General features: G+C 32.4%; 21 protein-coding genes. 10 read left to right on the top strand and 11 right to left on the bottom strand.

Annotation, left to right across the window (positions count from 1 at the left end):
• The first annotated feature begins 8 nt into the window (after positions 1-8).
• Entirely contained in the window at positions 9-1,349 is a 1,341-nt protein-coding gene (locus tag RCH18_RS07660; RefSeq protein ID WP_326936160.1) for a dihydroorotase, read from the top strand.
• A 10-nt stretch (positions 1,350-1,359) separates the two neighbouring features.
• Positions 1,360-1,851, top strand: a complete 492-nt coding sequence (locus RCH18_RS07655; protein WP_326936159.1) for a DUF4296 domain-containing protein — start codon at positions 1,360-1,362, stop codon at positions 1,849-1,851.
• 13 nt (positions 1,852-1,864) lie between these two features.
• On the opposite strand, the gene RCH18_RS07650 is transcribed toward RCH18_RS07655, so the two are convergent.
• Entirely contained in the window at positions 1,865-2,854 is a 990-nt protein-coding gene (locus RCH18_RS07650) for an NAD-dependent epimerase/dehydratase family protein (protein ID WP_326936222.1), read from the bottom strand.
• A 160-nt stretch (positions 2,855-3,014) separates the two neighbouring features.
• Between RCH18_RS07650 and tyrS the strand changes: the two genes are divergently transcribed.
• Positions 3,015-4,307 carry a tyrosine--tRNA ligase gene (tyrS, locus tag RCH18_RS07645; protein ID WP_326936158.1) on the top strand — a complete coding sequence of 431 codons (1,293 nt, stop codon included), beginning with the start codon at positions 3,015-3,017 and terminating at the stop codon, positions 4,305-4,307.
• Positions 4,308-4,358: 51 nt separating this feature from the next.
• On the opposite strand, the gene RCH18_RS07640 is transcribed toward tyrS, so the two are convergent.
• Positions 4,359-5,339 carry a LuxE/PaaK family acyltransferase gene (locus RCH18_RS07640; protein ID WP_326936221.1) on the bottom strand — a complete coding sequence of 327 codons (981 nt, stop codon included), beginning with the start codon at positions 5,337-5,339 and terminating at the stop codon, positions 4,359-4,361.
• Between the two features lie 149 nt (positions 5,340-5,488).
• On the bottom strand, positions 5,489-5,827 hold the full coding sequence (locus RCH18_RS07635) for a T9SS type A sorting domain-containing protein (RefSeq protein WP_326936157.1): 339 nt from the start codon (positions 5,825-5,827) through the stop codon (positions 5,489-5,491).
• A 292-nt stretch (positions 5,828-6,119) separates the two neighbouring features.
• Here RCH18_RS07635 and RCH18_RS07630 point away from each other — a divergent pair, with 292 nt between their 5' ends.
• Positions 6,120-6,803: a response regulator transcription factor gene (locus tag RCH18_RS07630; RefSeq protein ID WP_326936156.1), complete on the top strand. Its 684-nt coding sequence runs from the start codon at positions 6,120-6,122 to the stop codon at positions 6,801-6,803.
• The gene (locus RCH18_RS07625) at positions 6,804-7,871 is read left to right on the top strand and encodes a sensor histidine kinase (RefSeq protein ID WP_326936220.1); all 1,068 of its coding nucleotides are present in this window, start codon (positions 6,804-6,806) and stop codon (positions 7,869-7,871) included.
• Between the two features lie 86 nt (positions 7,872-7,957).
• Here the strand turns inward: RCH18_RS07625 and pepT are convergent, their stop codons facing one another.
• Complete coding sequence (gene pepT / locus RCH18_RS07620; RefSeq protein WP_326936155.1) at positions 7,958-9,211, bottom strand: peptidase T; 1,254 nt, start codon at positions 9,209-9,211, stop codon at positions 7,958-7,960.
• 140 nt (positions 9,212-9,351) lie between these two features.
• Here pepT and RCH18_RS07615 point away from each other — a divergent pair, with 140 nt between their 5' ends.
• On the top strand, positions 9,352-10,374 hold the full coding sequence (locus tag RCH18_RS07615; protein ID WP_326936154.1) for a quinone-dependent dihydroorotate dehydrogenase: 1,023 nt from the start codon (positions 9,352-9,354) through the stop codon (positions 10,372-10,374).
• On the opposite strand, the gene RCH18_RS07610 is transcribed toward RCH18_RS07615, so the two are convergent.
• Positions 10,357-11,067, bottom strand: coding sequence for a DUF3307 domain-containing protein (locus tag RCH18_RS07610; RefSeq protein ID WP_326936153.1), 711 nt, complete (start codon positions 11,065-11,067; stop codon positions 10,357-10,359). The genes RCH18_RS07615 and RCH18_RS07610 overlap by 18 nt on opposite strands.
• Positions 11,064-11,675, bottom strand: a complete 612-nt coding sequence (locus tag RCH18_RS07605; RefSeq protein WP_326936152.1) for a SatD family protein — start codon at positions 11,673-11,675, stop codon at positions 11,064-11,066. Before RCH18_RS07605 ends, RCH18_RS07610 begins: the two co-directional genes overlap by 4 nt.
• Positions 11,676-11,855: 180 nt before the next feature.
• Between RCH18_RS07605 and RCH18_RS07600 the strand changes: the two genes are divergently transcribed.
• The 3 genes from RCH18_RS07600 to RCH18_RS07590 all read left to right on the top strand — a co-directional run bounded on the left by RCH18_RS07600 (position 11,856) and on the right by RCH18_RS07590 (position 14,764).
• Positions 11,856-12,719 carry a hydroxymethylglutaryl-CoA lyase gene (locus RCH18_RS07600; protein ID WP_326936151.1) on the top strand — a complete coding sequence of 288 codons (864 nt, stop codon included), beginning with the start codon at positions 11,856-11,858 and terminating at the stop codon, positions 12,717-12,719.
• 102 nt (positions 12,720-12,821) lie between these two features.
• Positions 12,822-13,373 carry a hypothetical protein gene (locus tag RCH18_RS07595; RefSeq protein WP_326936150.1) on the top strand — a complete coding sequence of 184 codons (552 nt, stop codon included), beginning with the start codon at positions 12,822-12,824 and terminating at the stop codon, positions 13,371-13,373.
• Positions 13,370-14,764: a DUF5723 family protein gene (locus RCH18_RS07590; protein WP_326936149.1), complete on the top strand. Its 1,395-nt coding sequence runs from the start codon at positions 13,370-13,372 to the stop codon at positions 14,762-14,764. The genes RCH18_RS07595 and RCH18_RS07590 overlap by 4 nt, the downstream gene beginning before the upstream one ends.
• 8 nt (positions 14,765-14,772) lie before the next feature.
• Here RCH18_RS07590 and RCH18_RS07585 read toward each other — a convergent pair whose 3' ends face one another.
• A complete protein-coding gene (locus tag RCH18_RS07585) occupies positions 14,773-17,277 on the bottom strand; it encodes a cation-translocating P-type ATPase (protein WP_326936148.1) in 2,505 nt (834 codons plus the stop codon).
• 159 nt (positions 17,278-17,436) lie between these two features.
• Between RCH18_RS07585 and guaB the strand changes: the two genes are divergently transcribed.
• Positions 17,437-18,909 carry an IMP dehydrogenase gene (guaB, locus tag RCH18_RS07580; protein WP_326936147.1) on the top strand — a complete coding sequence of 491 codons (1,473 nt, stop codon included), beginning with the start codon at positions 17,437-17,439 and terminating at the stop codon, positions 18,907-18,909.
• Between the two features lie 754 nt (positions 18,910-19,663).
• Here guaB and RCH18_RS07575 read toward each other — a convergent pair.
• From RCH18_RS07575 to RCH18_RS07560, 4 genes are all read right to left on the bottom strand, one after another.
• A complete protein-coding gene (locus RCH18_RS07575; protein WP_326936146.1) occupies positions 19,664-20,431 on the bottom strand; it encodes a carboxypeptidase-like regulatory domain-containing protein in 768 nt (255 codons plus the stop codon).
• 88 nt (positions 20,432-20,519) lie between these two features.
• A complete protein-coding gene (locus RCH18_RS07570) occupies positions 20,520-22,463 on the bottom strand; it encodes a DEAD/DEAH box helicase (protein WP_326936145.1) in 1,944 nt (647 codons plus the stop codon).
• 194 nt (positions 22,464-22,657) lie between these two features.
• Positions 22,658-23,236 (bottom strand): non-canonical purine NTP diphosphatase, encoded by a 579-nt coding sequence (locus tag RCH18_RS07565; RefSeq protein ID WP_326936144.1) that lies wholly within the window; start codon positions 23,234-23,236, stop codon positions 22,658-22,660.
• Positions 23,237-23,326: 90 nt separating this feature from the next.
• Positions 23,327-24,376, bottom strand: coding sequence for a glycosyltransferase family protein (locus RCH18_RS07560; protein WP_326936143.1), 1,050 nt, complete (start codon positions 24,374-24,376; stop codon positions 23,327-23,329).
• Positions 24,377-24,433: the final 57 nt, after the last annotated feature.

Here is a 24,433-nt window from a genome sequence, read left to right as displayed (position 1 = left end):
TAGAAACGATGAACAGGGTTTTAATTAAGAATGCCAAAATAGTAAATGAAGGGGTGATTTTTGAAGGCGATGTATTAATTGAAAATGATTTAATTGTTGAGATTTCAGAAAACATCAGTGCTAAATCACCAGATTGTAAAATTATTGATGCTGAAGGGAGTTACTTAATGCCAGGAGCTATCGATGATCAGGTACATTTTAGAGAACCAGGATTAACACACAAGGGTGATATAGAATCTGAATCTAAAGCTGCAATCGCAGGTGGAATCACTTCTTTTATTGAACAGCCAAATACAGTTCCTAATGCCATTACACAAGAAATATTAGAGCAAAAATATGAGTTAGCTGCTCAAAAGTCTTACGCTAATTATTCATTTATGATGGGCGGAACCAATGAAAATTTAGAAGAAATTTTAAAAACTAATCCCAGAAATGTTGCTGGATTAAAACTATTCTTAGGTTCATCAACAGGCGATATGTTAGTTGATAGTTCAGAGGCTTTAGAAAAAATATTCTCATCCACAAAATTGCTTATTGCAGTTCATAGTGAAGATGAAAATACGGTACAGTCAAATTTAGAGAAATTTAAATTACAATATGGAGAAGATATTCCAGTTGAATGTCATCCAGAAATTAGATCTGTTGAAGCATGCTACAAATCTACAGAAAGAATAGTTAAACTAGCCAAAAAAACAGGAGCAAGACTGCACGTCTTTCATTTATCAACAGCCAAAGAACTTGAATTTTTTACCAATAAAATCCCATTAGAAGATAAATTAATTACCGCTGAAGTGTGTATCCATCATTTATGGTTTTCTGATGAAGATTATAAAACGAAAGGTAATTTTATTAAATGGAACCCAGCTATAAAATCCGTTGATGATAGAAAAGCGCTTTGGGAAGCATTAATTGATGGTAGAATTGATGTGGTTGCTACAGATCATGCACCACATACCCTGGAAGAGAAAAAACAATCCTATTTAAAAGCTCCTTCTGGTGGGCCACTGGTACAACATGCTGTAGTGGCCATGTTTGAGGCGTTCCATCAAGGAAAAATTAGTATTGAGAAGATAGTTGAAAAGATGTGTCATAATCCTGCTAAAATTTTTAAAATAGAAAAACGTGGATTTATTAAAGTAGGTTATTACGCTGATTTAGTGATCGTAAATTCTGGTTTGCCATGGAGTGTAAAAAAAGAAAATATTTTATCTAAATGTGGTTGGTCTCCATTTGAGGAATTTACCTTTAAGTCGAGAATAACACATACCCTAGTTAATGGTGAGTTAGTTTATGCTGCTTTTAAAGTAAAAAATATTCGCGCAGGTAAGCGTTTATTGTTTGAAAGATAATATGTAAAAAATGAGAAAGTCATTCATTTCTGCTGTAATATTAATGCTATTGATAAGTTGTACAGGCGATTTAGTAAAAAAGCCCAAACGTTTAATTGATAAGGATGTTATGGTCAATATTATGTATGATATATCGATTTTAGAAGGTATAAAATATCAAAATCCAACTTCTTTAGATAGTTTTAAAATTAATGCTACAGACTATATATTTAAAAAATACAAAGTAGACAGTCTCCAGTTTGTAAAAAGTAATGTTTATTATTCTGCCGATTATAAAGAATATAAAATTTTGTTCGACCAAGTTGAAGCTCGTATTGAAATGCAAAAAGTTATTACTGATTCGTTAATTAAATTAGAAGAAAAGAAAGCAAAAGAAATTAAAAAAGTAAAGCTAAAAAAAGCGCCATTACTTGTAGCTGACACTTTATATAAAGAGAAAGTAAGATTTATAAAGAAAAATTTAGTAAAAAAGTCTGTGATAAAAGAACAGCCCTTACAGTAATTAAGCACTAGATTTATGAGTGTGAAATTTCTTGAATATAGAGTTCTATATCCTTAAACTCAATATTTAAAGCGTTCTTTATTTTTTTATTAGAATATAAATTTTTAGAACAAGATGCTTTAGCTGTAGCTCTTGTGAATTCTCTTTTTTTTCCAAAAAAAGTAGCCAAAAACCAATCTATTCTCCAAACTATTTCCATAAAAAAGGGGGTAGCATGTTTAGTAGGCCTTTGCTTTTGTAAAGCATCTGCAATGCTGTTAAATATAGTTTTAAAAACAATATTTTGCGCTACTAATGTAAATCTTTTGTTTTGAATGTCGCTATTCATTAATTTCTCTGCAATCATCACAACATCAGATACAGCAATAAAACCTGTAGATCCTAATGTGTAAAATGAAAGCCCATTAGCTACTTTTTTAAATAACAATCCGCTACCACTTTCTTGAAAACCAGGGCCAATAATTACACCAGGATTGATAATAATAATGTCTAATCCTTCTTGTTGACCTCTCCACATTTCCATTTCAGCGCCATATTTTGAAATGGCGTAATCACTATGCGGTTTCTCTGGATTCCATTCTGTTTTTTCAGTGATCATTTTTTCGTAAGATGCTAAGTCACCTAAAGCAGCTATCGAACTAACAAAGCATAATTTTTCAATTTTATAAGCGAGACAGAAATTAACAATATTGGCGGTTCCCTCAATATTAACCTTTCTAATCAATTCTTCATCTTTAGGATCAAAAGAAATAATGGCAGCGCAGTGATAGACCTTATTGATTCCTAGAAATGCATTTTCTAGAGATGGAACATCAATTATATCAGCCTGAATCCATTGTATTAATTCAAATAAATGCGTTTTTTTATAACGTGCAAAGAGTGATTTCGTTTTTTCTATACTTTCAAAATTTCGATAAATGGCACGCACTTTTTCTCCATTCTCAATTAAATGTAATACTATATGAGCGCCAACTAATCCAGTTCCTCCTGTTACTAAAATCATTTTGTAAATGTAATCAATCAATTTCATTTTTAGAAAATGATCTGCGTATATTGAGTAACAATGACGATCAATTATATTAGTATTGCTAGTATTAATGCTATACAAATTGATATTGTCATTAAAGTTGAATTACTATCTTTGCGCAAATTGCTTAGAAAAGATGAAAAATTTTATTGAAGAAGTGACTTGGAGAGGAATGCTTCATGATGTTATGCCCGGCACAGAAGAACATTTAATGGAACAAATGCGCGTAGCTTACGTAGGAATTGATCCAACTGCTGATTCGTTGCATATAGGACATTTAGTAGGAGTAATGCTTTTAAAGCATTTTCAGTTATCAGGACATAAACCATTAGCATTAGTTGGTGGTGCAACGGGAATGATTGGTGATCCGTCAGGAAAATCGAATGAAAGAAATTTATTGGATGAAAGCACTTTGCGTCACAATCAAGAAGCTATAAAAGGGCAATTAGCTCGTTTTTTAGACTTTACATCTGATGGGGAAAACGCAGCTGAATTAGTGAATAATTACGACTGGATGAAAAACTTTTCTTTCTTAGATTTTATTCGGGATGTTGGAAAGCACATTACAGTGAATTATATGATGTCTAAGGATTCCGTAAAAAAGCGGTTGTCTTCTGAAGCTGCCGAAGGAATGTCATTTACTGAGTTTACGTATCAACTAGTTCAAGGATATGACTTCTTACATTTATATAAAAATAGAAGCTGTACGTTGCAAATGGGCGGGAGTGATCAATGGGGAAATATCACCACGGGAACTGAATTAATTCGTAGAATTGCTGGAGGGAAAGCCTACGCATTGACTTGCCCTTTAATCACAAAAGCGGACGGAACAAAATTCGGCAAATCTGAAGGTGGAAATATTTGGTTAGATGCAGCAAGAACTTCTCCTTATAAATTTTATCAATATTGGTTGAATACCTCTGATGTTGATGCTGAAAAATATATTAAAATATTTACTTTTTTAACAAAAGATGAAATTGAAATATTAACTCAATATCATAAAGAAACTCCACATTTACGTTTGTTACAAAAACGTTTAGCCGAAGAGATAACAACAATGGTTCATTCAGCAGCTGATTTAGATAATGCAATAAAAGCATCAAATATATTATTTGGAAATTCTACTGCTGCAGATTTGAAACAACTAGATGAAGCTACTTTCTTAGATGTTTTTGAAGGTGTTCCTCAGGCTGAAATTAGTAAAGTTGAATTAGGATCAGGAATTGATATCATTGCCGTTTTAAATGAAAAAACAGGATTTTTTAAATCTAATGGTGAAGCCAGACGAGCCTTAACGGCTAATTCTATTTCAGTTAATAGAGAAAAAGTTATTGAAGGTTTTGTTCTTACTACAAAAGATTTAATTAACAATCAGTTCGTGCTATTGCAAAGTGGCAAGAAAAATTATTTTTTGGTTAGAGTGGTTTAGCTGTTTATTCAAAATATCTGTTAACTAATTAAACAAATCAACAATTAGCCTTCACATCACCATCAAGTTACAACCTCGAATATCAGAATTATCAAAACGTCCCAATACCTCAAAAGAGTTATTGGGATATTTTTTGCCTAAATCTTGCGTTGCTATAAAAGAACAAGAATTAATATTTGCTAAGTCAATTACATTAATTCCGCCCGTTTTTCCATCAGGGATATACGTTAGAGCATCTTCTGTATCACGCACTAGAATTTGAATCCATGATGGACATTCAAAAACGCCTTCGCCAAGGGAATACGCTTGTGAGAGCAGTTCTGTCATCCCATATTCTGAATGGATTGCTGAAACTCCAAAACCTTCACAAAGTTGCTGATGTAATTCTTCTCTAATCATTTCCTTACGTTTTCCTTTCATACCACCTGTCTCCATAATAATGGTATGTTTTAGTTGAAACTGATGTTTTTCGATTAAATCCAATAAAGCAAAAGTAACTCCAATTAAAATAACATTTTGACCTACTTGATCTAACGCAATAAGTTTAGAAATAAGCTCATTGTGATTATGCAAATAGAACCCACTTTCAGGATGCTTTGACATTCCAATTAAATCCTTCACCATATAAATTAACGATGAACCCTCACGCTCTAAATAGGAAGGAAGTAGCGCTAAAACTACATAATCTTCAATATTGCCATAAAACTGAGAAAATCCTTGGCGATAACTTTCTTCATATAAAGAAACATCGGTAACTAAATGTTTACTGGTAATCAATCCTGTTGTTCCGCTGCTGGTAAAAGCTTCCTGAATAGCGTTTTTATTAGAAACTACTTCATGGCTTTTAAAAAACTGTATAGGTAAAAAAGGAATTTCATGTAATGCTTTTATCTTTTGAGCATCAATTTTTAACAACTCACAAAACTCTCGATAAACAAGATTATTTTCGAATTGGAAACGAAATACTTTCAAAGCAATTTTTTCAAATTGTTTTTGGCTCGAAATAGAGAATATATTAGAGGTTGTTAACAAGAAATTTTTTTGCAAAAGTAATCAAATTTTTAAAATGCATACCAAGACTAAACTGTTTAAAAGTGAAATTTAATGGTAAAAATATTTATTTAAAAAGCGTAAAAAAAGTCTCTATTAAAAAGAGACTTTGTGATATAATTTAAGGTGTATTATCGGATAATTAATTTTCTAGTTGCGGATGCTTCTTTTTCATTTATCTTAATGATGTATATTCCCGAAGATAAACTAGAAACGTTTAATTCTCTTGAATTCAAAATAGTTTGAAGAACCTTCTTGCCTAACACGTCAAAAATAACAATTTCTTTATCAAAATCATTCTTTGTTGAAATATAAATTTTACCGTTAGTCACAGGATTAGGATACAAATTTAAGCCTTCAATTAGTGTGACTTCTTGTATCCTAGGTTGAGGTTTGATTTCTTGAGCCGATAAGTTCAGAGAAAATAAAATAACCAATAAAGTGAAAATATAAAAGTAGTTTTTTGTCATTAGATGTAATTTGGATAGTAAAAGTACAAAAAAAATTCAAATAATAAAGTAAAAAAAAATTTCAAAAAAACGTATTAAACTTTTTGATGGATTTAATAATAGGTTTAAAACTACAAGGTTTTTCAATTGTTTATTGTAATTTTTGCTTTAACATATAATTCTACATTATTAATAGTACTATTTAAATTCTTAAATTTAATTATTACACGCTTAGTAAATTTAGCAATACTACCTTTTCAGTTGCTCATTTATGATTACATTTACCACTCAAAGAACAATTTTCGAAACTTTTATGAAGAAAAAAAACACTAAAATCCTATTAGTGGATGATGAGCCAGATATCTTAGAAATTGTAGGATATAACCTTGCGCAGGAAGATTATCAAATATTTACTGCTACTAATGGTAAGGAGGCAATTGCAATGGCTAAGAAAGTGATTCCGGATCTTATTATTATGGATGTCATGATGCCAGAGATGGACGGAATGGAAGCATGCGAGAATATTCGAAAAATTCCTGAACTCAGTAATGTTTTAATTACTTTTTTAACTGCTAGAAGCGAAGATTACTCGCAAGTGGCAGGATTTGAAGCTGGTGCAGATGATTATATTACAAAACCTATAAAGCCTAAATTGCTAGTTAGTAAAGTAAAAGCTTTATTGCGCAGGTTAACTGAAAAAGATCAAAATAGCGAAACACTTAATGTAGGTGGTATTGAAATCAATCGAGAAGAGTATAAAATTGTAAAGGATAACGTTGAAATTGTTTTACCAAGAAAAGAATTTGAACTTTTTTATCTCTTAGCTTCAAAACCCGGAAAGGTTTTTCAAAGAGATGAAATATTGGAAAAAGTATGGGGAAATGAAGTTGTAGTTGGAGGAAGAACGATTGATGTTCATATTAGGAAACTTCGAGAAAAAATAGGCGAAGAATTATTTAAAACTATAAAAGGTGTGGGATATAAGTTTGAAGTATAAATCACTGTGAATTTTAAAAAAACATACCGTTTTGCCGTAATGTCATCACTTTACATTACTTTTTTCTCTACTGGATTAGTTGGTCTTTTGACCTACTTATTTTTCAATTTCTCTTTTCAATTCTGTTTGATTTTTGCTCTATTAATTGCTTCTTTTTCATTTGTAGTAATCCAATATCGCGTGGAACGCTTCATTTACAAAAAGGTAAAAAAAATTTATGATGATGTTGCTTTGCTTGAATCAAGCACTTTTAGAAGTCAGCCAATAACCACTGATATGGCAACGCTTACACGTGAAGTTAAAAAATTTGCAACCGATAAAAAGTTAGAAATTGAAACTCTAAAAGTGCGTGAAGAATACAGACGCGAATTTCTTGGCAATGTGTCTCACGAATTAAAAACACCTTTATTTATGGTTCAAGGCTACTTGTCAACACTACTTGATGGAGCTATGAATGACAAAGCAATTCGGAAAAAATATTTAGAACGAGCCGAAAAAGGAGTTGAAAGGCTCATCTATATTGTTCAGGATTTAGATATGATTTCTAAACTTGAAATAGGAGAATTAAACTTAGAAATAACTGAATTTGATATTGTGAAGCTTATTCAAAATGTTTTTGATATGCTTGAAATGAAAGCATCTAAAAAAGATATTTTGTTAATGTTTGACATGAAGTATAATGAACCTATTATGGTAAAGGGCGATCAAGAAAAAATCCAACAAGCAGTTGTCAATTTAATGGTTAATTCAATCAAATATGGTGAAGTAAAAGGCGCAACAGAAGTAAGTATAGAAAATTTAACAAAAGACAAAGTTATAGTTCGAATTACGGACAACGGCGAGGGGATTGTGAAAAAAAATATTCCACGCCTTTTTGAAAGATTTTATAGAGTTGATAAAAGCGGAGCAAGAACAGAAGGTGGTTCAGGACTGGGTTTGTCAATTGTAAAACATATTATCGAAGCACACAACGAGAAAATTTATGTCGATAGTTCTTTTGGTGTGGGGTCTGAATTTTCTTTTACGCTTCAAAAAGTTAGATATAAAATTAAAGAAATTCAGAAGTAACATAAACTATAAAAAAACCGATTTTAAACAAATCGGTTTTTTTTAAAGATCTCATTATTTAAATTAAGGATATAAGAACTTTAATTTTATTTATTTACTTGCTTTTCAATAGCTGTTAGCTCTGCAATTTTTACAATTACTTCTACTGCTTTTTGCATGCTTTCTGCTGGAACATATTCATATTTTCCATGAAAATTATGACCACCTGCAAAAATATTTGGACAAGGCAACCCTTTGTATGATAATTGTGATCCGTCAGTTCCACCGCGAATAGGCTTTATAAGTGGTTTTATTCCAATCTCCTTCATCGCTTTTTCAGCAATGTCTACAATATGTTTAACTGGTAAAACCTTTTCTTTCATATTGTAATACTGATCTTTTATTTCAGCTATTACAATATCTTCGCCAAACTGTTTTGCAAATTTCTTATTGATTTTTCTGGTAATTTTTTCAATTAATTTTTTGCGCTTTTCAAATTTTTTCTTGCTATGATCGCGAATAATAAGCTCTAAAACGGTTTCTTCTATTGATCCTTTCAAATGATGAACATGAAAAAAACCTTCATATCCTTTAGTGGTTTCGGGAGTTTCATCTATTGGTAACTTATTGATAAAATCATTAGCGATCAACATAGAATTGATCATTTTACCTTTAGCATATCCAGGATGAACGCTTTTACCTTTAAATGTTATTTTGGCGCCTGCTGCGTTAAAGTTTTCGTATTCTAATTCTCCTATTTGGCTTCCATCCATAGTGTATGCCCAGTCAGCTCCAAATTTTTCTACATCAAAATGATTTGCTCCACGACCAATTTCTTCATCGGGTGTAAATCCAACTCTGATTTTTCCATGCTTAATATCTGGATTTTTGACGAGGTATTCCATTGCTGTGACAATTTCTGTAATACCCGCCTTATCATCAGCTCCTAACAAGGTCAGTCCATCGGTCGTAATCAAGGTTTGTCCTTTGTATTGTAGTAGATCCTTGAAATAATTTGGAGATAAAACAATATTTTTTTCAGCATTTAGAATAATATCTTTACCGTCATAATTGGTTATAACTTGCGGTTTTACATTAGCTCCGCAAAAGTCCGGTGAAGTATCAAAATGAGATACAAATCCAATAGTGGGTACTTTGTGGTCAACATTACTCGGTAAAGTAGCCATAATATAAGCTTTATCGTCTATGGTAACCTCTTCCATTCCGATAGCTTTTAATTCTTCAACTAGTTTATTGGCAAGATTCCATTGCTTATTTGTACTTGGAGTAGTTTCTGAATTCGCATCAGATTCCGTGTCAATAATGACGTAACTGATAAAACGATCTATAATATTTTGCATTTTTTTTCAATTTTATACAAATATAATCATTTTTTTCAGGAGCTTTTTTTTAGCTTAAAAATTTGGTGAAGTAATTTAGTGTACAATTATTTATTTATCGACCAGATAATTCTATTTTTGCATAACACAACAACTTCACAATGTACAAACTGCTTATACGTCCGATTCTTTTTCAATTTGATCCTGAAAAAGTACATTATTTTACTTTTTCTTTAATCCGCTTATTGTCTAAAATACCAGGGTTTTCATCAATTTTTAGAGCCTTGTACGCAATTAATGATAAGCGATTAGAAACCGAAGTTTTTGGATTAAAATTTCCAAATCCAGTTGGTTTAGCTGCTGGTTTCGATAAAGATGCGGTCTTGTATAAAGAATTATCCAATTTTGGTTTTGGATTTATAGAAATAGGAACGCTAACTCCGGTAGGTCAAGAGGGAAATCCAAAAAAGCGATTGTTTCGTTTAAAGGAAGATTCAGCGATAATCAATAGAATGGGTTTTAATAATGGAGGTGTTACGGCGGCTGTAGAACGGTTGAAAAAAAATACGGGTGTATTAATAGGAGGAAACATTGGCAAAAATAAAGTGACGCCAAATGAAAATGCCACTAATGATTATGAAATTTGTTTTGAAGCACTTTTTGATTATGTAGATTATTTTGTTGTAAATGTAAGTTCACCAAACACGCCTAATCTTCGTGCTTTGCAAGATAAAGAACCATTGAAGCAACTGTTACAAACAATTCAAAATAGGAATTTGGCTAAGCCAAAACAAAAACCAATTTTATTAAAAATCGCTCCAGATTTGACAGATGAGCAACTTCTTGATATCATTGAAATTGTAAATGAAACCAAAATCGCAGGTGTTATTGCGACAAATACAACGCTTTCTAGGGAAGGTTTACAGTCCGATAATAAATTAGAAATGGGCGGATTGTCAGGTAAACCCTTGTCTAATCGCTCAACCGAGGTAATTCGTTTTTTATCTGAAAAAAGCAATAAATCATTTCCAATTATTGGAGTAGGAGGAATTCATTCAGCGCAAGATGCTCTTGAAAAACTGGATGCTGGAGCCAGTTTGGTACAATTATATACTGGCTTTATATATGAAGGTCCAGCACTAGTGAAAGCCATAAATAAAGAAATTCTAAAAAGAAAATCGTAATCCTGCTTGGACTAGAAGTCCAATTAACAATGCAATTCCAAAACTTAATAAAGTTCCAATCAACACATATTCAGTGAGCTTTCGGTCTTTAGCTTCTTTTAAATCGCCAAATCTAAAAATTGATTTTGCGGCTAATAAAAAACCAATTGCTTCAAAATGTCCTGTCAAAATAAAGCAGAACACGAAAAGTCGTTCTAGCAGTCCTATATAATTCCCCGCATTTTGCAACGATTCATCTTTCGATTTGTTTTCAGGTGTCCAAATTGAGATGATGTTTTTAATAAGTATTGATGTTGGTTTTGTTAAGAGAATAATAGCAGTTATAATATACCAAAATTGGTTACCTAAAGCTGAAAATGCAAATAAGGTGTTGTTATAAAGTAAAGTAATTGCAGCAATTATTAACAAGTGTAAAATTTGATCTGCTAGAAACCAACTGCGTTTTGTTCTTGCAGTTTGAAAATACAGTTTCAAAAAGTCAATACAGCCATGTGAAATTGCCAAAGCTAAAGCATACCAGCCAAAATCTTGTTCTCCAACTAAAATCCAAGCTAAAATAAAGTGTAAAAAAATATGCAAGTACAAGTAAATACTTTTGTGTTTTTTTTGCTCTTTATCTTTTACCCATGAAGTGGGTTGCAATAAAAAATCACCAAGTAAATGTGCCAAAAGTAGCTTTACAAATACAATCATACCTCAAGTGTTTTTATTTTCCCTCGAAAATGCTGTTCAACTTGTAGTAATAATTCATAGTTGGAGCGTTTTTGTCTTCGGCTAACTGCGGCTTGATTTATGCCTAGTTTCACACCAATTTCTTCTTGCGAAAGTGTTGGATTTTGAATGGCAATTAGTACAAATTCAGCAGCTTGTTGGAGCCAGTTATCCATAAAAGATAAACTTAATTTTAAAATTAAGTTTATTTCTTCATCAAAGTCTATGTTTCCAGAATTGATTGCTAAATTTAATTTTTGTTTTTTTAAAGTTTCAAATGTTTCACCAGAACGAATAAAAGCGTTACCGTTACTTTCCGTAATTTTTTTTGATTTATATGTTATATCCCCAAAACCTAAACTTATTCTAATGTCTAAATTGATAGATTTAAAATATGCTTTCAGTTGGAAGGCTGTGAATAATGCTTCTTCAGGATTTTTTATTTCTAATTGAAATTCATCACCGCGATATATTTCCCAATCATTTGGAGTTTTCCCAATGGTGTTCAATAAGGTTTTTAAACCTTTAATCCATTTACTAGGAGGTAGTTTTCTAGAGTTAATTATATCTGCTGTCAGTATTGCAATCATTTGCTAAAATTACTACTTTTTTTTATGGGAGCAATAATTATTACCAAAATGTGTAATACTTCAATTTATTACCTAAAAGTGTAATAATTAGTATTATTACCATAATACGTAATAGTTCTTAATCAACTTATATAAAAAACGATTTCGTAAAAACAATATCTTTAGTATCTTTGGCTTTCTATGGAGTCAATAAAAATTATAGAATGTCCACGTGATGCGATGCAGGGCATTAAACCATTTATTCCTACTGAGAAAAAGGTGGCTTATATTCAATCGCTATTACGTGTGGGGTTTGACAGTATCGATTTTGGCAGTTTTGTTTCTCCAAAAGCGATTCCGCAAATGCAAGATACCGCTGAGGTTCTTGAACGACTTGATTTATCTCAAACCAGTAGTAAATTATTAGCTATAATTGCCAACACAAAAGGTGCTGAACTAGCTTCTATTCATAAAGAGATTCAGTATTTAGGGTTTCCATTTTCTATTTCTGAGAATTTTCAAATGCGTAATACTCATAAAACTATTGCTGAAAGTTTAGTGACACTTCAAGAAATTTTAAATATAGCAGCTAAAAATAATAAGGAAGTTGTGGCTTACTTGTCAATGGGTTTTGGCAATCCTTACGGTGATCCTTGGAATGTCGAAATTGTAGGTGATTGGACTCGTAAACTAGCAAATATGGGTGTGAAAATTCTATCTCTCTCGGATACAGTGGGCAGCTCCAATGCTGACGTAATCTCTTATTTATTTTCAAATTTAATTCCAGCTTATCCCCAAGTAGAGTTTGGAGCGCACTTACATACCACTCCAGATAAATGGTTTGAGAAAATTGATGCAGCTTATAAAGCAGGATGCCGCCGTTTTGATGGCGCTATTCAAGGTTTGGGTGGTTGCCCAATGGCTATTGATAAACTAACAGGAAATATGCCTACCGAAAAGTTACTGTCTTATTTTACAGCTCAAAAGGAGTTAACTAATTTGAGTCCAATGAGTTTTGAAAGCGCATATAATGATGCCTCAAGATTATTTAGTGATTACCATTAAACAAAGCGGTTTTGTAATTTTTACGTAATTACGCAAATAATAAAATTAGTTTTGACACGTTGGTTGTAGTATATAAGACAACATCATTTTACTCGGAATAGTATGAAAGTGTTAACTTTTAATCGATCTATAATATTAGCAATATTGCTAATTTTTTCTTTTTCTTGTGCAAGTGATCTTGATTTTGAACAAGTAAACACTATAAAATTAGAACCTGTAATTGTTACTAACTTAGCTTATTTTGACGCAAAGGCCACTCAATTTGTAACTAATGGAGTAGAGCGAAATATTATTTTTGAGACTTCAACCATCCAAATATTCGACGATTCTTTTTTTAGACAAAGATTAAAAAAAGTGGAGCTTTTCTATGAGTTAGAAAACACGATAAATAGAGCATACACTTTAGATGTTTTATTTTTAGATAAAGACAATCAGTCAGTACATGCTCTCAAGTTAGCTATTCCATCTTACACAAGTGCAGAAAATAAAACTACTAAAACTGATCTATTTGAAGGCTTGCAACTTGATTTATTAAAAAAAACTACTAAAATTACTTTTATTCTAGTAATGCGACCTAGTCGCACCATGACTGATTTAAGTATAGGTAGTTTAAAACTGCGTTCAAGTATAACCGCTTACTTAGTAATTGAATGAAAAAATTATTACTAGTCAATATTCTATTTCTAGCGGTGAATTGTTTTTCTCAAAATAAGCAAGTTCTATATAATTTTACTTCAGTTCCACAATTACTATTGATAAATCCTGGTTCTGATTTCAAGTATAAATGGTATATTGGAATTCCGTTATTGTCCGGGATTTCTGCTAATGTGGGTTCAACGGGTTTTTCTGCTTATGATTTATTTGCAAAAAATGATGTTGATTTTAATATAAAATTACGCAATGCTGTATTTTCAACCACTAGAAAAGACCATTTAGCAATAAACCAACAATTAGAGATTTTTAATGGTGGTTTCAAGATTGGTAAAAGAGATAATGATATATACGTTTCCTTTGGGATGTACCAAGAATTTGATGCTTTAAGTTATGTTCCAAAAGATTTAGCCATTTTAGCATTAAATGGCAATAGGAATTATTTGGGTAAAATTTTTAATTTAGGCGACCTAAATGTAAAAGCAGAATTACTATCTGTTTATCATATTGGTTTTCATAAAAATATTAATGCAAAACTCATTTTTGGGGTACGTGCAAAAATTTACTCTAGTATTTTTAATGCAACTACAACTAATAACTCGGGTTACGTTTACACAATTCCGTCAAATACAGGAGTTTATGATCAACAGGTTTATTCGCAATTGCAACTTAATACTTCGGGAATTAAGGAGTATTTTGATGAAACTGCAACTCCAAACGTAACTAAGGATATAACAAAAAGAGCTCTTTTAGGAGGTAATTTAGGATTAGGATTCGATGCGGGTTTTACTTATTACCCAAAAAAAGACATCCAAATCACAGCCAGCATTTTAGATGTTGGTTTTATTAGACACGCTAAAGATGTCGAAAGCTATTCCTTGAAAGGACTTTATAATTATAGAGGTATAATTCCTAAATTTAGTTCTGGTGATTCTGTTGACAACCTATATGAAGATTTTCAAGAAGCAATTCCATTAGACACCTTAAATTCAAAATATACCACTTGGCGCCCCGCAAAGTTTAACAGTTCGATTCAATTTTCATTTGATGAAGAAAGACCTGAGGACTGTGACTGCTTAAATTCTAATCCGGAGACAATTTTTAAAAACGCTATTGGTGCTCAGCTATTTGTAATGACCACACCAAGAACACCGTTAATTGCTTTAACAACCTATTATCGTCGAAAAGTTTTCAAATCCTTAAATTTAAAAGCTACCTACACTTTAGATTCCTATTCTTTTAAAAATATAGGTCTAGGTTTGTCTAGTAATTTTGGATTTATAAATTTCTATGTTATTGCGGATAATCTTTTAGAATATAGTGATGTTACAAAAGCAAATAGTATTTCGTTCCAACTTGGATTAAATGTCGTTTTTAAGAATAGAAAAAACTAAACATCATGCTAAAGGAGTACTTTTCTTCTTTTAAATATTTTGTAAATTTCGATCCAAATTACCGAAAGAAATCCAACTAAAATACTTAAACTTAGTTGCACTCCAGACACTTTTTCAAATTCAAAGAAAGTAGTGAAAACTGGAATAAATAGTAACGAAGCTGTCATAACAATAGTTGCGCTTACAATAATTAAAACTAGATTATTTTTATAGCGTAAAGTCGTGAAAATAGAGTAATAAAAAGACCGGTTTGTTAATGTCAAAAAAATATTTGCAGCTATTAAAGTTAAGAAAACTAAAGTTCTAGTGGTGGTTTCAGAATAATTTAGAGCAACGCAATATTGATAAATAAATAATAATCCAAGAGTTATCAGTAAACCCTGAATGATACTGATTGTGATTTCATTGAGTTTAAAAAAAGTATTGGTAAAAGGTCTAGGTTTGACTTGCATTAAATTGCGTTCCATTGGTTCATTTTCATAAATTATCGAACAAGTTGGCCCCATAATTATTTCTAGAAAAATCACATGAACTGGAGAAAATATATTAGGATAAATCCAGCCCAGTGCCAGCGGAATAAAGACAATTAGAATAATAGGAATGTGAATGGAAATGATATACTGAATAGCTTTTTTTAGATTGCTATAAATTTTTCGACCCATAGCGATAGCATCAATCATTTTAGAGAAATCGTCATCTATTAAAATTAAATTTGCGGCTTGCTTTGCAATTTCGGTTCCTTTTTTTCCCATGGCGATTCCTATGTGAGCTGATTTTAATGCTGGTCCATCATTAACACCATCGCCAGTCATCGCTACAATTTGATTGTTGTCTTTTAAGGCTTTTATAATTTTTAGTTTTGCCTCAGGAAACATTCTGGTAAATATGGCGGTTTCCATCACTCTGGTTTTAAGAGTGGCATCGTCCATGGCCATCAATTCATCGCCATTTAGTGTTTTATCGGCATTTCGAAAACCAACTTGTTTGGCAATAGTTGCTGTTGTTTCGGCATTGTCTCCTGTAACAATTTTTATCTGAATTCCGGCATTATAGAAAGTTTCGAATGTTGCTTTTATATTCGCTTTTGGCGGATCATAAAACGCAACTAAACCTTTAAAATCAAATTTAAAATCCTGCTGTTTTTGAGGATAATTATTACCTTGAAAATGAGAGACACCAACACCCAGAACTCTATAGCCTTCTAATGCCATTGTTTTCATTGCCGTTAAAACCTGCTCTTTTTCTTTTTCAGATAAATTTGAAGTTGCGATTAGTGCCTCTGTTGCTCCTTTGGCAGCAATAATTCTTGTTCCATTCTTATTTTCGAATACATGAGTCATCATTGGCGGTTTTCCATCTAAAGGGTACTCATGAACTAATTTAAAATTAGGTCTTTCATCAACTATATTTAATTTGGCGTAAGCATCATGCAAGGCATTTTCCATTGCATCAAAAGGAATGGGTTCGCTAGCCCACATAGCGATAGTCAATAATTCAATACTTAATTCAGACGAAAAATCACTATTTATTGCATCATTAGCAAACGTATAACCCATTGCAAGACTCATTTTATTTTCAGTAATTGTACCCGTTTTATCAGTGCAAATTACGGTAGCGCTTCCTAAAGTTTCTACTGTTTTAGTTTGTTTAACAATGATTCCCATTTTCATTAACCGCCAAGAACCTAGCGCCATAAAAGTGGTAAAAGCAACCGGAATTTCCTCAGGAATGATGCTCATTGCAAGTGTAAGCGCTTTTAATAGGCTATCCAAAACAGCTCCTGTGTTATAATAATTGATGGCCCAAACAATTCCAAAAATTATTAAACCAACAATAGACATTTTTTTTACAAAACTCCCTATTTGCAATTGCAATGGTGTTTTTTCGACAGCAATTTCCTCTAAACTTTTACCTATTTTTCCTAACTGGGTCTTGTTTCCAATGGCTGTAACTTTACAAATTGCCAATCCACTGGTCACAACTGTGCCAAGAAAAACGGTATTATCTGTTGCTGATTCATTTTTAAAAACAGCCATCGATTCGCCTGTTAAAATAGATTCGTTTACTGCAAAATCATTAGATTGAATAATAACTCCATCAGCAGGAATAAAAGTGCCTTCTTCGGTTTGAATGAGATCCCCAATGACAATTTCTTCACTTGGAATTTCTACTGTTTCGTTATTGCGAATGACTTTGCTGTTAGGTTGTGAAAGTTTTTTTAAAGTTTGTATCGCTGATCTACTTTTTGATTCTTGATAAAGGGAAATGGTCGAAATTAATGCTATTGCAGCCGTCATAAAAATACCATTCCCGTAATCGCCAGTTATAAAATAAATAGCAGCGGCAGCTATTAACAGCAAGAACATCGGTTCGATAATCATTTCCAAAATAGAATTCAAAAAAACATTCTTCTCCTCGTGAATTATTGAATTCTCACCAAATATTGCTCTTGACTTTAATACTTCGTCGTTAGACAGGCCTTTTAGTTTTTCAGTTTGGTTAGCTGTTATCATAACATAAAGGAATTTTAATTATAGATTAGAAACCTTGTGTTTCAGAGTTGCAAAGAATTGACTTTGAACTGCAATTTAATTATTAATTCCAGAAACAGCCTGCTTTTTTGCTTAAGATTGTTTATATTTGCACGCAATTAATCTCCAAGTACAATTGCAATGATCGCACACAACACTAAGATTATCGGTGAAGGATTAACTTACGATGATGTTCTATTAGTTCCAAATTACTCTAATGTGCTTCCGCGCGAAGTGAGTATAAAATCTAAATTTTCTCGAAATATAACGCTAAATGTTCCTATTGTATCTGCTGCTATGGATACAGTTACGGAGAGTGCAATGGCAATCGCTATGGCTCAAGAAGGAGGAATAGGCGTTTTGCATAAAAATATGACCATAGAGCAGCAAGCTGCAAAGGTTAGGAAAGTGAAACGTGCAGAATCAGGAATGATTATCGATCCTGTTACTTTACCATTAACTTCTACTGTGGCTGATGCCAAAAATGCAATGAAAGAATTTGGAATAGGTGGAATCCCTATTGTTGATGAAAATCAAATTCTAAAAGGAATAGTGACTAATAGAGATTTGCGTTTTGAAAAAAACAGTTCACGACCTATAGTTGAGGTAATGACTAGCGAGAATTTAGTGACTGTTGCTGAAGGAACTTCTCTTGAACAAGCTGAGGTAGTTTTACAAGGACACAAAATCGAGAAATTACCTGTTGTAAATAAGGACTATAAATTAGTTGGATTAATTACCTTTAGAGATATCACTAAGCTTACACAAAAACCTATTGCAAATAAAGATGTATTTGGTCGTTTGCGTGTTGCTGCTGCAATAGGCGTAACGGGTGATGCGGTACAAAGAGCAGAAGCATTAGTAAATGCAGGCGTAGATGCTATAATTATTGATACCGCTCATGGACACAGTCAAGGAGTTGTAAATGTTTTAAAAGAAGTAAAAAGTAAATTTCCCCAAATAGATGTAATTGTCGGTAACATTGCCACTCCGGAAGCAGCTAGATTTTTAGTTGAAAATGGTGCCGATGGCGTAAAAGTAGGAATTGGACCTGGTTCAATTTGTACCACTCGTATTGTAGCTGGTGTTGGTTTTCCTCAGTTTTCAGCGGTGCTTGAAGTTGCTGCGGCAATAAAAGGATCTGGTGTTCCTGTTATCGCTGATGGTGGAATTAGGTATACAGGTGATATTCCTAAAGCTATCGCTGCAGGTGCTGATTGCGTTATGTTAGGTTCACTTTTAGCTGGAACTATGGAATCTCCTGGCGAAACTATTATTTTTGAAGGAAGAAAATTTAAATCCTATCGGGGAATGGGTTCTATTGAGGCGATGCAGGAAGGGTCAAAAGATCGTTATTTTCAGGATGTAGAAGATGATGTAAAGAAATTAGTTCCCGAGGGTATAGTAGGTCGTGTGCCTTACAAAGGTGAATTAAATGAGAGTATGCAACAATTCATTGGTGGTCTTCGTGCTGGAATGGGTTATTGTGGCTCAAAGGACATTCCAACTTTGCAAGAAATAGGTCGTTTTGTTCGAATTACGGCTAGTGGAATTAATGAAAGCCACCCGCACAATGTTACTATTACAAAAGAAGCACCAAATTATTCTAGATAATAACTTGATTAAATATAAAAAAGGCTGTCAGTAAAACGCGACAGCCTTTCTTGTTAGAAATTAATCTCTTTTTGGAGAGTTTTTCTTATCTCTTTTTTCTTCTTTCTTTTCCTTTGCTGTTTTTAAAGGCTCTTTTTTCGCAGTTTTCTTTGCGTCTTGACTTTTTGCCATGATTTAGATATTTAAAATTAGTGTTTAGTATTACGAGTAAATATAGGTTATTTTTTGATTTGGAAACAAAAAATATTGCAAATCAACGGCGACACTTTTTTTTACACAATTTTCACGAATTAGCATTAATTTTTAACTTTAAAAAATTATTTTACTAATTTAAAGTGGATGGAAAAATAATTGTGATATTTTGCCATTGCATTTACCTTCAGACTAATTAATATAAAAAGGGCTTATTATTGCAACCTAAAATATTGAATTTGCTTTTTTAAAATTTGGAATTTTTCTTGTAGATTATGTAAATTTTCTTTCTACAATTTTTGGAATTTGGAATTTAAAAAAATAGAATTTCTACTTTACATGTACTGGAATTTAGAACTTTAAAGTTTGGAATTTCATTTCCCAAATTGTTGAACTTGGAATTTAAAAAATTAATTTCTATTCTAAAAGCTTTGCAATTTGGAATTTAAAGTTTGCAATTTAATTCCCTCCCATTATTGGAATGTGGAATTTAAAAGTTTGGAATTTAATTCCCTCCCATTATTAGAATTTGGAATTTTAAAGTTTGAAATTTCATTTCCCCTTACTTCTTTTTCAAGACCTTATATTCCTCATAACAACCACTGATGGCATCCATAATTTGAAGATCGTTTGCGGTTTGTATAAATGACTCTGAATAATTACAACGCTGTAAAATTTCAGCGATTTCATTTTTATCTACACCTAAAAGCACAGCAATCATTTCTCTATCAAATTTTGATTCTAAAAGATTTCTCACGGTGTCGTCTTTCTTCATTTCCTTTAATTTTCTAAGTTCTTTGGGATTTTTCCCGAAGAAATTGTAAAGAACATCTGCCGGATTAAAAATGGATCCTAAAACTCTACCAAAAGCATTTGGAGAATATTGACCTGCCTCATAACCTTGGGTCAGACCAGAAATACTATATCTAAAATTTTCTTTAACGGGAATTATTTTGGTGTCAACTTCTAGGTAACCAGTTAAGTTAAAGGGGCGAATAACCACTTCTTCTAGAGCAATTGCTTTTTCGGTAAGTTGAATTTTTGTAGTAATATTTTTTATCCAGTCATTTGTTACTCTTACTCGTAGCGACTGAAAACCTAAGCTAGTAACATGTAAAGTATCATTGACTTGAACATCTATTTCAAAGTAGCCATCTAAATCAGTTGTGGCTCCTCTAACTTTATTGACATTGATAATATTGACACCAACCAAAGGTTGCTTAGTAGTGTTGCTGATAATGATAGCGTTTACTTTATGGGAGGGTTCTTTAACTTGCGAAATAGCAGTTGTGGATAAGATTAAAAATAAAAAAACTACAAAATATTTCATATTCTAATTTAAAACTTTAAAAGTAATAAATCAGGATGTAATATTTTGTAGTTTCTTAATATAATTATAAGAAGATTAACAATGAATGTTACTCTTTTCTAGGTCTTCTAGGTCTTGGGGAATCACCAAAGCTTTCAGAACGTCTAGGTGCTCTTTCAGATGATCCTTCCGTTCTCGGTCTATCAGATGTAAAACCACCCTCTCTTCTTGGAGCGGAGCTTCTTGAATCACTTCTTCCGCCAAATCCACCTTCCCTAGGAGCTGAATTTCTGTCGCTTCTAAATCCGCCACCTGAAGAACCTTCACGTCTTGGAGCAAAACTACCTTCTCTTCTAGGTGCTGAACTTCTTCCGCTACCAAAACTTCCGCCAGAACTTCTTCCATTATGATCACGTCTTCCGCCACCGTCGTTCTTAGAAATTTCAACATTGATTCTACGTCCTTCTAACTGTACGTTGTTCAATACTTCCATTACTTTATCCGTATGCTCTGGATCAGTGTTAAAGAAAGAGAAACCTTCTTTTACATCTACTTTGAAAACGTCATCACGACCTAAGTCTAATGTTTCTTTCAAATAGTCCTTTAATGACATCCAGTCAAAATTATCTCTAGAACCTATGTTCACAAAATATCTTGTTGCGCCACCATTATTGTTTTCTCTTGGAGCACCATCTCTATCATCACGATCACGTCTTTCAGAAACTGAAGATTGTCCTGAAATATCTCTAGTTTTCTTGTAATAATTGATGAAACGATTGAATTCAACTGATACCATTTTCTTGATCAATTCCTCTTTTGATAAACCTTCAAGAACGCTATTAATTGCTGGTAAGTAGTTGTCAATTTCGTGATCAACTTCAGTATCCTTAATTTTAGTAGCTAAGTGTAGTAATTGAATTTCGCAGATTTCAATTCCAGATGGAATGGTTTTTTCTTCAAATTTTTGCTTAATAATTCTTTCGATTGAAGAAATTTTACGCAATTCGCTTTTAGTGACAATTACAATCGAAGTTCCTAGTTTTCCAGCACGACCAGTACGACCTGAACGGTGAGTATATGTTTCTATTTCGTCAGGTAATTGGTAATTTACTACGTGAGTAATATTATCAACGTCAATTCCACGTGCCGCAACATCAGTCGCTACAAGCATTTGGATTTGTCTTCCTCTAAAAGATTTCATTACACCATCCCGTTGTGCTTGAGATAAATCTCCGTGCAAAGCTGCTGCGCTGTATCCATCTTCAATTAATTTTTCGGCAACTGCTTGCGTATCTCTTTTAGTACGACAAAAAACTACTGAGAAAATATCTGGATTAGCATCAGCTAAGCGCTTCAAAGCTTCGTAACGATCACGTGCATTTACTAAGTAAAATTCGTGAGAAACGGTAGCTGAACCTGAATTTTTAGTTCCAACTGTAATTTCAATTGGATCTTTCATGAATTGTTTTCCAATACGTGCTACTTCGGCAGGCATTGTGGCAGAGAATAACCATGTGTTTTTGTCGTCTGGCGTTGTAGAAAGGATGTTTACGATGTCTTCGTAGAAACCCATGTTTAACATTTCGTCAGCTTCGTCAAGAATACAGTAATTAATTTGAGAGATGTTAACTAAACCTCTATTAATCATATCTTGCATTCTTCCTGGAGTTGCCACAATAATTTGTGCACCTCTCTTTATGTCTCTCGCTTGGTCTGTAATGCTCGCTCCGCCGTAAACTGCTACCACATTAATACCTTTTTCGTATTTAGAGTAGTTTTTAATTTCGTTGGTAATCTGCAAACAAAGTTCGCGTGTTGGAGATAAAATTAATGCTTGTGTGTTTCTGTTGTCAGCATCAATTTTCTGAATAACTGGAAAACCAAAAGCTGCCGTTTTCCCTGTCCCTGTCTGAGCCAACGCAACCATATCTGTATCTTTTTCCAATAATAGGGGAATCGCTTTCTCCTGTACTTCGGTCGGACTTTCAAATCCTAGATCTAAAATCGCCTTCAGTAACGATTCACTCAATCCTAATTGTTCAAATTTATTCATATGTATTTTTAAAATAGGGTGCAAAATTACTCTAAATTATTTATATAAACTAATGCTATTTTAAGAAATTGTGATTTGATTATCAGATTGTTATGTTTTTAATAATGAATTCGGAAAATTTGTTTAATCAATTTAGATCTTAATTACTTTACTATAGAATAATTTTCGCACGTAAATAATGAAGAAATGTTTAATTATCCAAGTTTTGTCAAATAATCAAGCAATTGCTTTGTCGCTTTACCTCTGTGACTAATTTCATTTTTTATTTCTAGCGATAATTCTGCAAATGTTTCCACATAGCCTTTTGGTTTAAAAATAGGATCATAACCAAATCCTCCATCTCCCGACTGTTCAATTGTAATTTCGCCTTCTGCAACTCCTGTAAATAATTTTTGAATACCATTTATGTTCAAGGCTATTACCGTTTTAAAATGTGCATTTCTATTGTCTTTGTTTCCAAGTGCAGTCAGTAATTTATTCATGTTGTCCTCAGCACTGCGTTGTTCTCCAGCATATCGAGCTGAAAATACGCCAGGTTCGCCATTTAAGATTTCAACTTCTAAGCCTGTATCATCAGCAAAGCAATCGCAACCATATTTACTGCTTACGTAATTTGCTTTTAAAATTGCGTTACCTTCAATAGTATCTGCGGTTTCTGGTATATCTTCATGGCAACCAATATCCTCTAAACTAAGAATTTTAATACTGTCAGGAAGCATACTCTGCATTTCAAATATTTTATTTTTATTGCTAGAAGCGAATACAATTTGCATTTTTTATAGTTTAAAATTAGTCTTCAAAGATAAATTTTTTGCATTCGATACAAGATTTTTTTAAATGTGACAAATTTAAAGGTGAAGTGACTATTCAAAAACCTGAAATAACTTCCCCCAGTTAAGTTGAGAAGCTTTTCTTGGCAATCCTTTATAATTATCAATTTCTAGAAGAAGCTCTATTTTAAAATTATCCTGCGTTGCGAAAGGAATTAAATTTTCTTGCAGTAAATATTTAGCGAGGTATTCTTGTTCAAATTGTCCTGGAGTGGGAACAAAAAATGCTTTTTTTTGGAGTTGCGCTAAATCCATAATTGTAGTATAACCAGCGCGACAAAGAATGAGTTCGCTAGAATTAAAAGTTTTTTCAAGTTCTTTAGAAGTCATAAAATTATAATAGGTTACATTTCCTTCTTGTTTTTTTATTTGATTTTCTTCAATCACACCTTTTATAAATACGGTTTTACCTTCATATTTCAAAACTTCTTTTTTTAGTTTTGCCTCGAAAAGTCCGCGCTGAGGTTCTAGTCCAGAAAGAACAATCATTAGGTCATACTTTATTTGTATATCTTTTTTATTCAGCCGACTCAAAGAACCAATATATTTAATTTTTAAGCTAGTTTTTGCTAAATGTCCAAGTTTACCGCTGAGATTTGGCTCACTTTCAAAATCTGGGATCCAACATTCAGTGTATTTTTTTATAAATTGTTGATGTATTTTACTAGTAATCCAAGTCGTATTTCCTGACATCACTTTCAATTGATGGGTAATATACACAGAAGGAACTTTATAGCTATAAATTCCTAATCTATTGTCTGATATGATTCCGTTTATATTATATTCCGGAATCCATTCTGCAATTATTTTTTTTTCTTGTCGAACTGCTCGGACAGTTTTTAAACTATTTTTAAATAACTTCCATTTTAGATTTTTACCATTTTTGGGATATTCAATTTGGTAGGAAGGAAGCTCAAGCGCTAGTAAATCAGGGAATTCTTTTTTTAATAATAATAGTGCTTGTCCATCTGAAGCAATTATTGGGTTAAAATTATTTTCCAATAAAGCAGATATTATAGGAATACATCTTGTTACATGACCTAAACCCCAATTTAGAGGAGCTATTAAGATTGTTTTTTTCATAGACTTAGGACTCATTGAAAATAGTGTTATGAAAACTTCAATTGACAAACTATCTTT

The organism is Flavobacterium sp. PL11 (assembly GCF_035985025.1).
GTDB lineage: Bacteria > Bacteroidota > Bacteroidia > Flavobacteriales > Flavobacteriaceae > Flavobacterium.
This window is presented reverse-complemented; position numbering and strand designations above follow the sequence as displayed.

Excerpts from the sequence above, each read along its gene's own strand:
- RCH18_RS07635 (WP_326936157.1), bottom strand. The coding sequence starts at position 5,827 with ATGACAAAAAACTACTTTTATATTTTCACTTTATTGGTTATTTTATTT.
- RCH18_RS07570 (WP_326936145.1), bottom strand. The coding sequence starts at position 22,463 with ATGAATAAATTTGAACAATTAGGATTGAGTGAATCGTTACTGAAGGCG.
- RCH18_RS07650 (WP_326936222.1), bottom strand. The coding sequence starts at position 2,854 with ATGATTTTAGTAACAGGAGGAACTGGATTAGTTGGCGCTCATATAGTA.
- RCH18_RS07605 (WP_326936152.1), bottom strand. The coding sequence starts at position 11,675 with ATGATTGCAATACTGACAGCAGATATAATTAACTCTAGAAAACTACCT.
- guaB (WP_326936147.1), top strand. The coding sequence starts at position 17,437 with ATGATCGCACACAACACTAAGATTATCGGTGAAGGATTAACTTACGAT.
- RCH18_RS07565 (WP_326936144.1), bottom strand. The coding sequence starts at position 23,236 with ATGCAAATTGTATTCGCTTCTAGCAATAAAAATAAAATATTTGAAATG.
- pepT (WP_326936155.1), bottom strand. The coding sequence starts at position 9,211 with ATGCAAAATATTATAGATCGTTTTATCAGTTACGTCATTATTGACACG.
- RCH18_RS07560 (WP_326936143.1), bottom strand. The coding sequence starts at position 24,376 with ATGAAAAAAACAATCTTAATAGCTCCTCTAAATTGGGGTTTAGGTCAT.
- RCH18_RS07610 (WP_326936153.1), bottom strand. The coding sequence starts at position 11,067 with ATGATTGTATTTGTAAAGCTACTTTTGGCACATTTACTTGGTGATTTT.
- RCH18_RS07590 (WP_326936149.1), top strand. The coding sequence starts at position 13,370 with ATGAAAAAATTATTACTAGTCAATATTCTATTTCTAGCGGTGAATTGT.
- tyrS (WP_326936158.1), top strand. The coding sequence starts at position 3,015 with ATGAAAAATTTTATTGAAGAAGTGACTTGGAGAGGAATGCTTCATGAT.
- RCH18_RS07585 (WP_326936148.1), bottom strand. The coding sequence starts at position 17,277 with ATGATAACAGCTAACCAAACTGAAAAACTAAAAGGCCTGTCTAACGAC.
- RCH18_RS07595 (WP_326936150.1), top strand. The coding sequence starts at position 12,822 with ATGAAAGTGTTAACTTTTAATCGATCTATAATATTAGCAATATTGCTA.
- RCH18_RS07655 (WP_326936159.1), top strand. The coding sequence starts at position 1,360 with ATGAGAAAGTCATTCATTTCTGCTGTAATATTAATGCTATTGATAAGT.
- RCH18_RS07575 (WP_326936146.1), bottom strand. The coding sequence starts at position 20,431 with ATGAAATATTTTGTAGTTTTTTTATTTTTAATCTTATCCACAACTGCT.
- RCH18_RS07615 (WP_326936154.1), top strand. The coding sequence starts at position 9,352 with ATGTACAAACTGCTTATACGTCCGATTCTTTTTCAATTTGATCCTGAA.
- RCH18_RS07600 (WP_326936151.1), top strand. The coding sequence starts at position 11,856 with ATGGAGTCAATAAAAATTATAGAATGTCCACGTGATGCGATGCAGGGC.
- RCH18_RS07630 (WP_326936156.1), top strand. The coding sequence starts at position 6,120 with ATGAAGAAAAAAAACACTAAAATCCTATTAGTGGATGATGAGCCAGAT.
- RCH18_RS07660 (WP_326936160.1), top strand. The coding sequence starts at position 9 with ATGAACAGGGTTTTAATTAAGAATGCCAAAATAGTAAATGAAGGGGTG.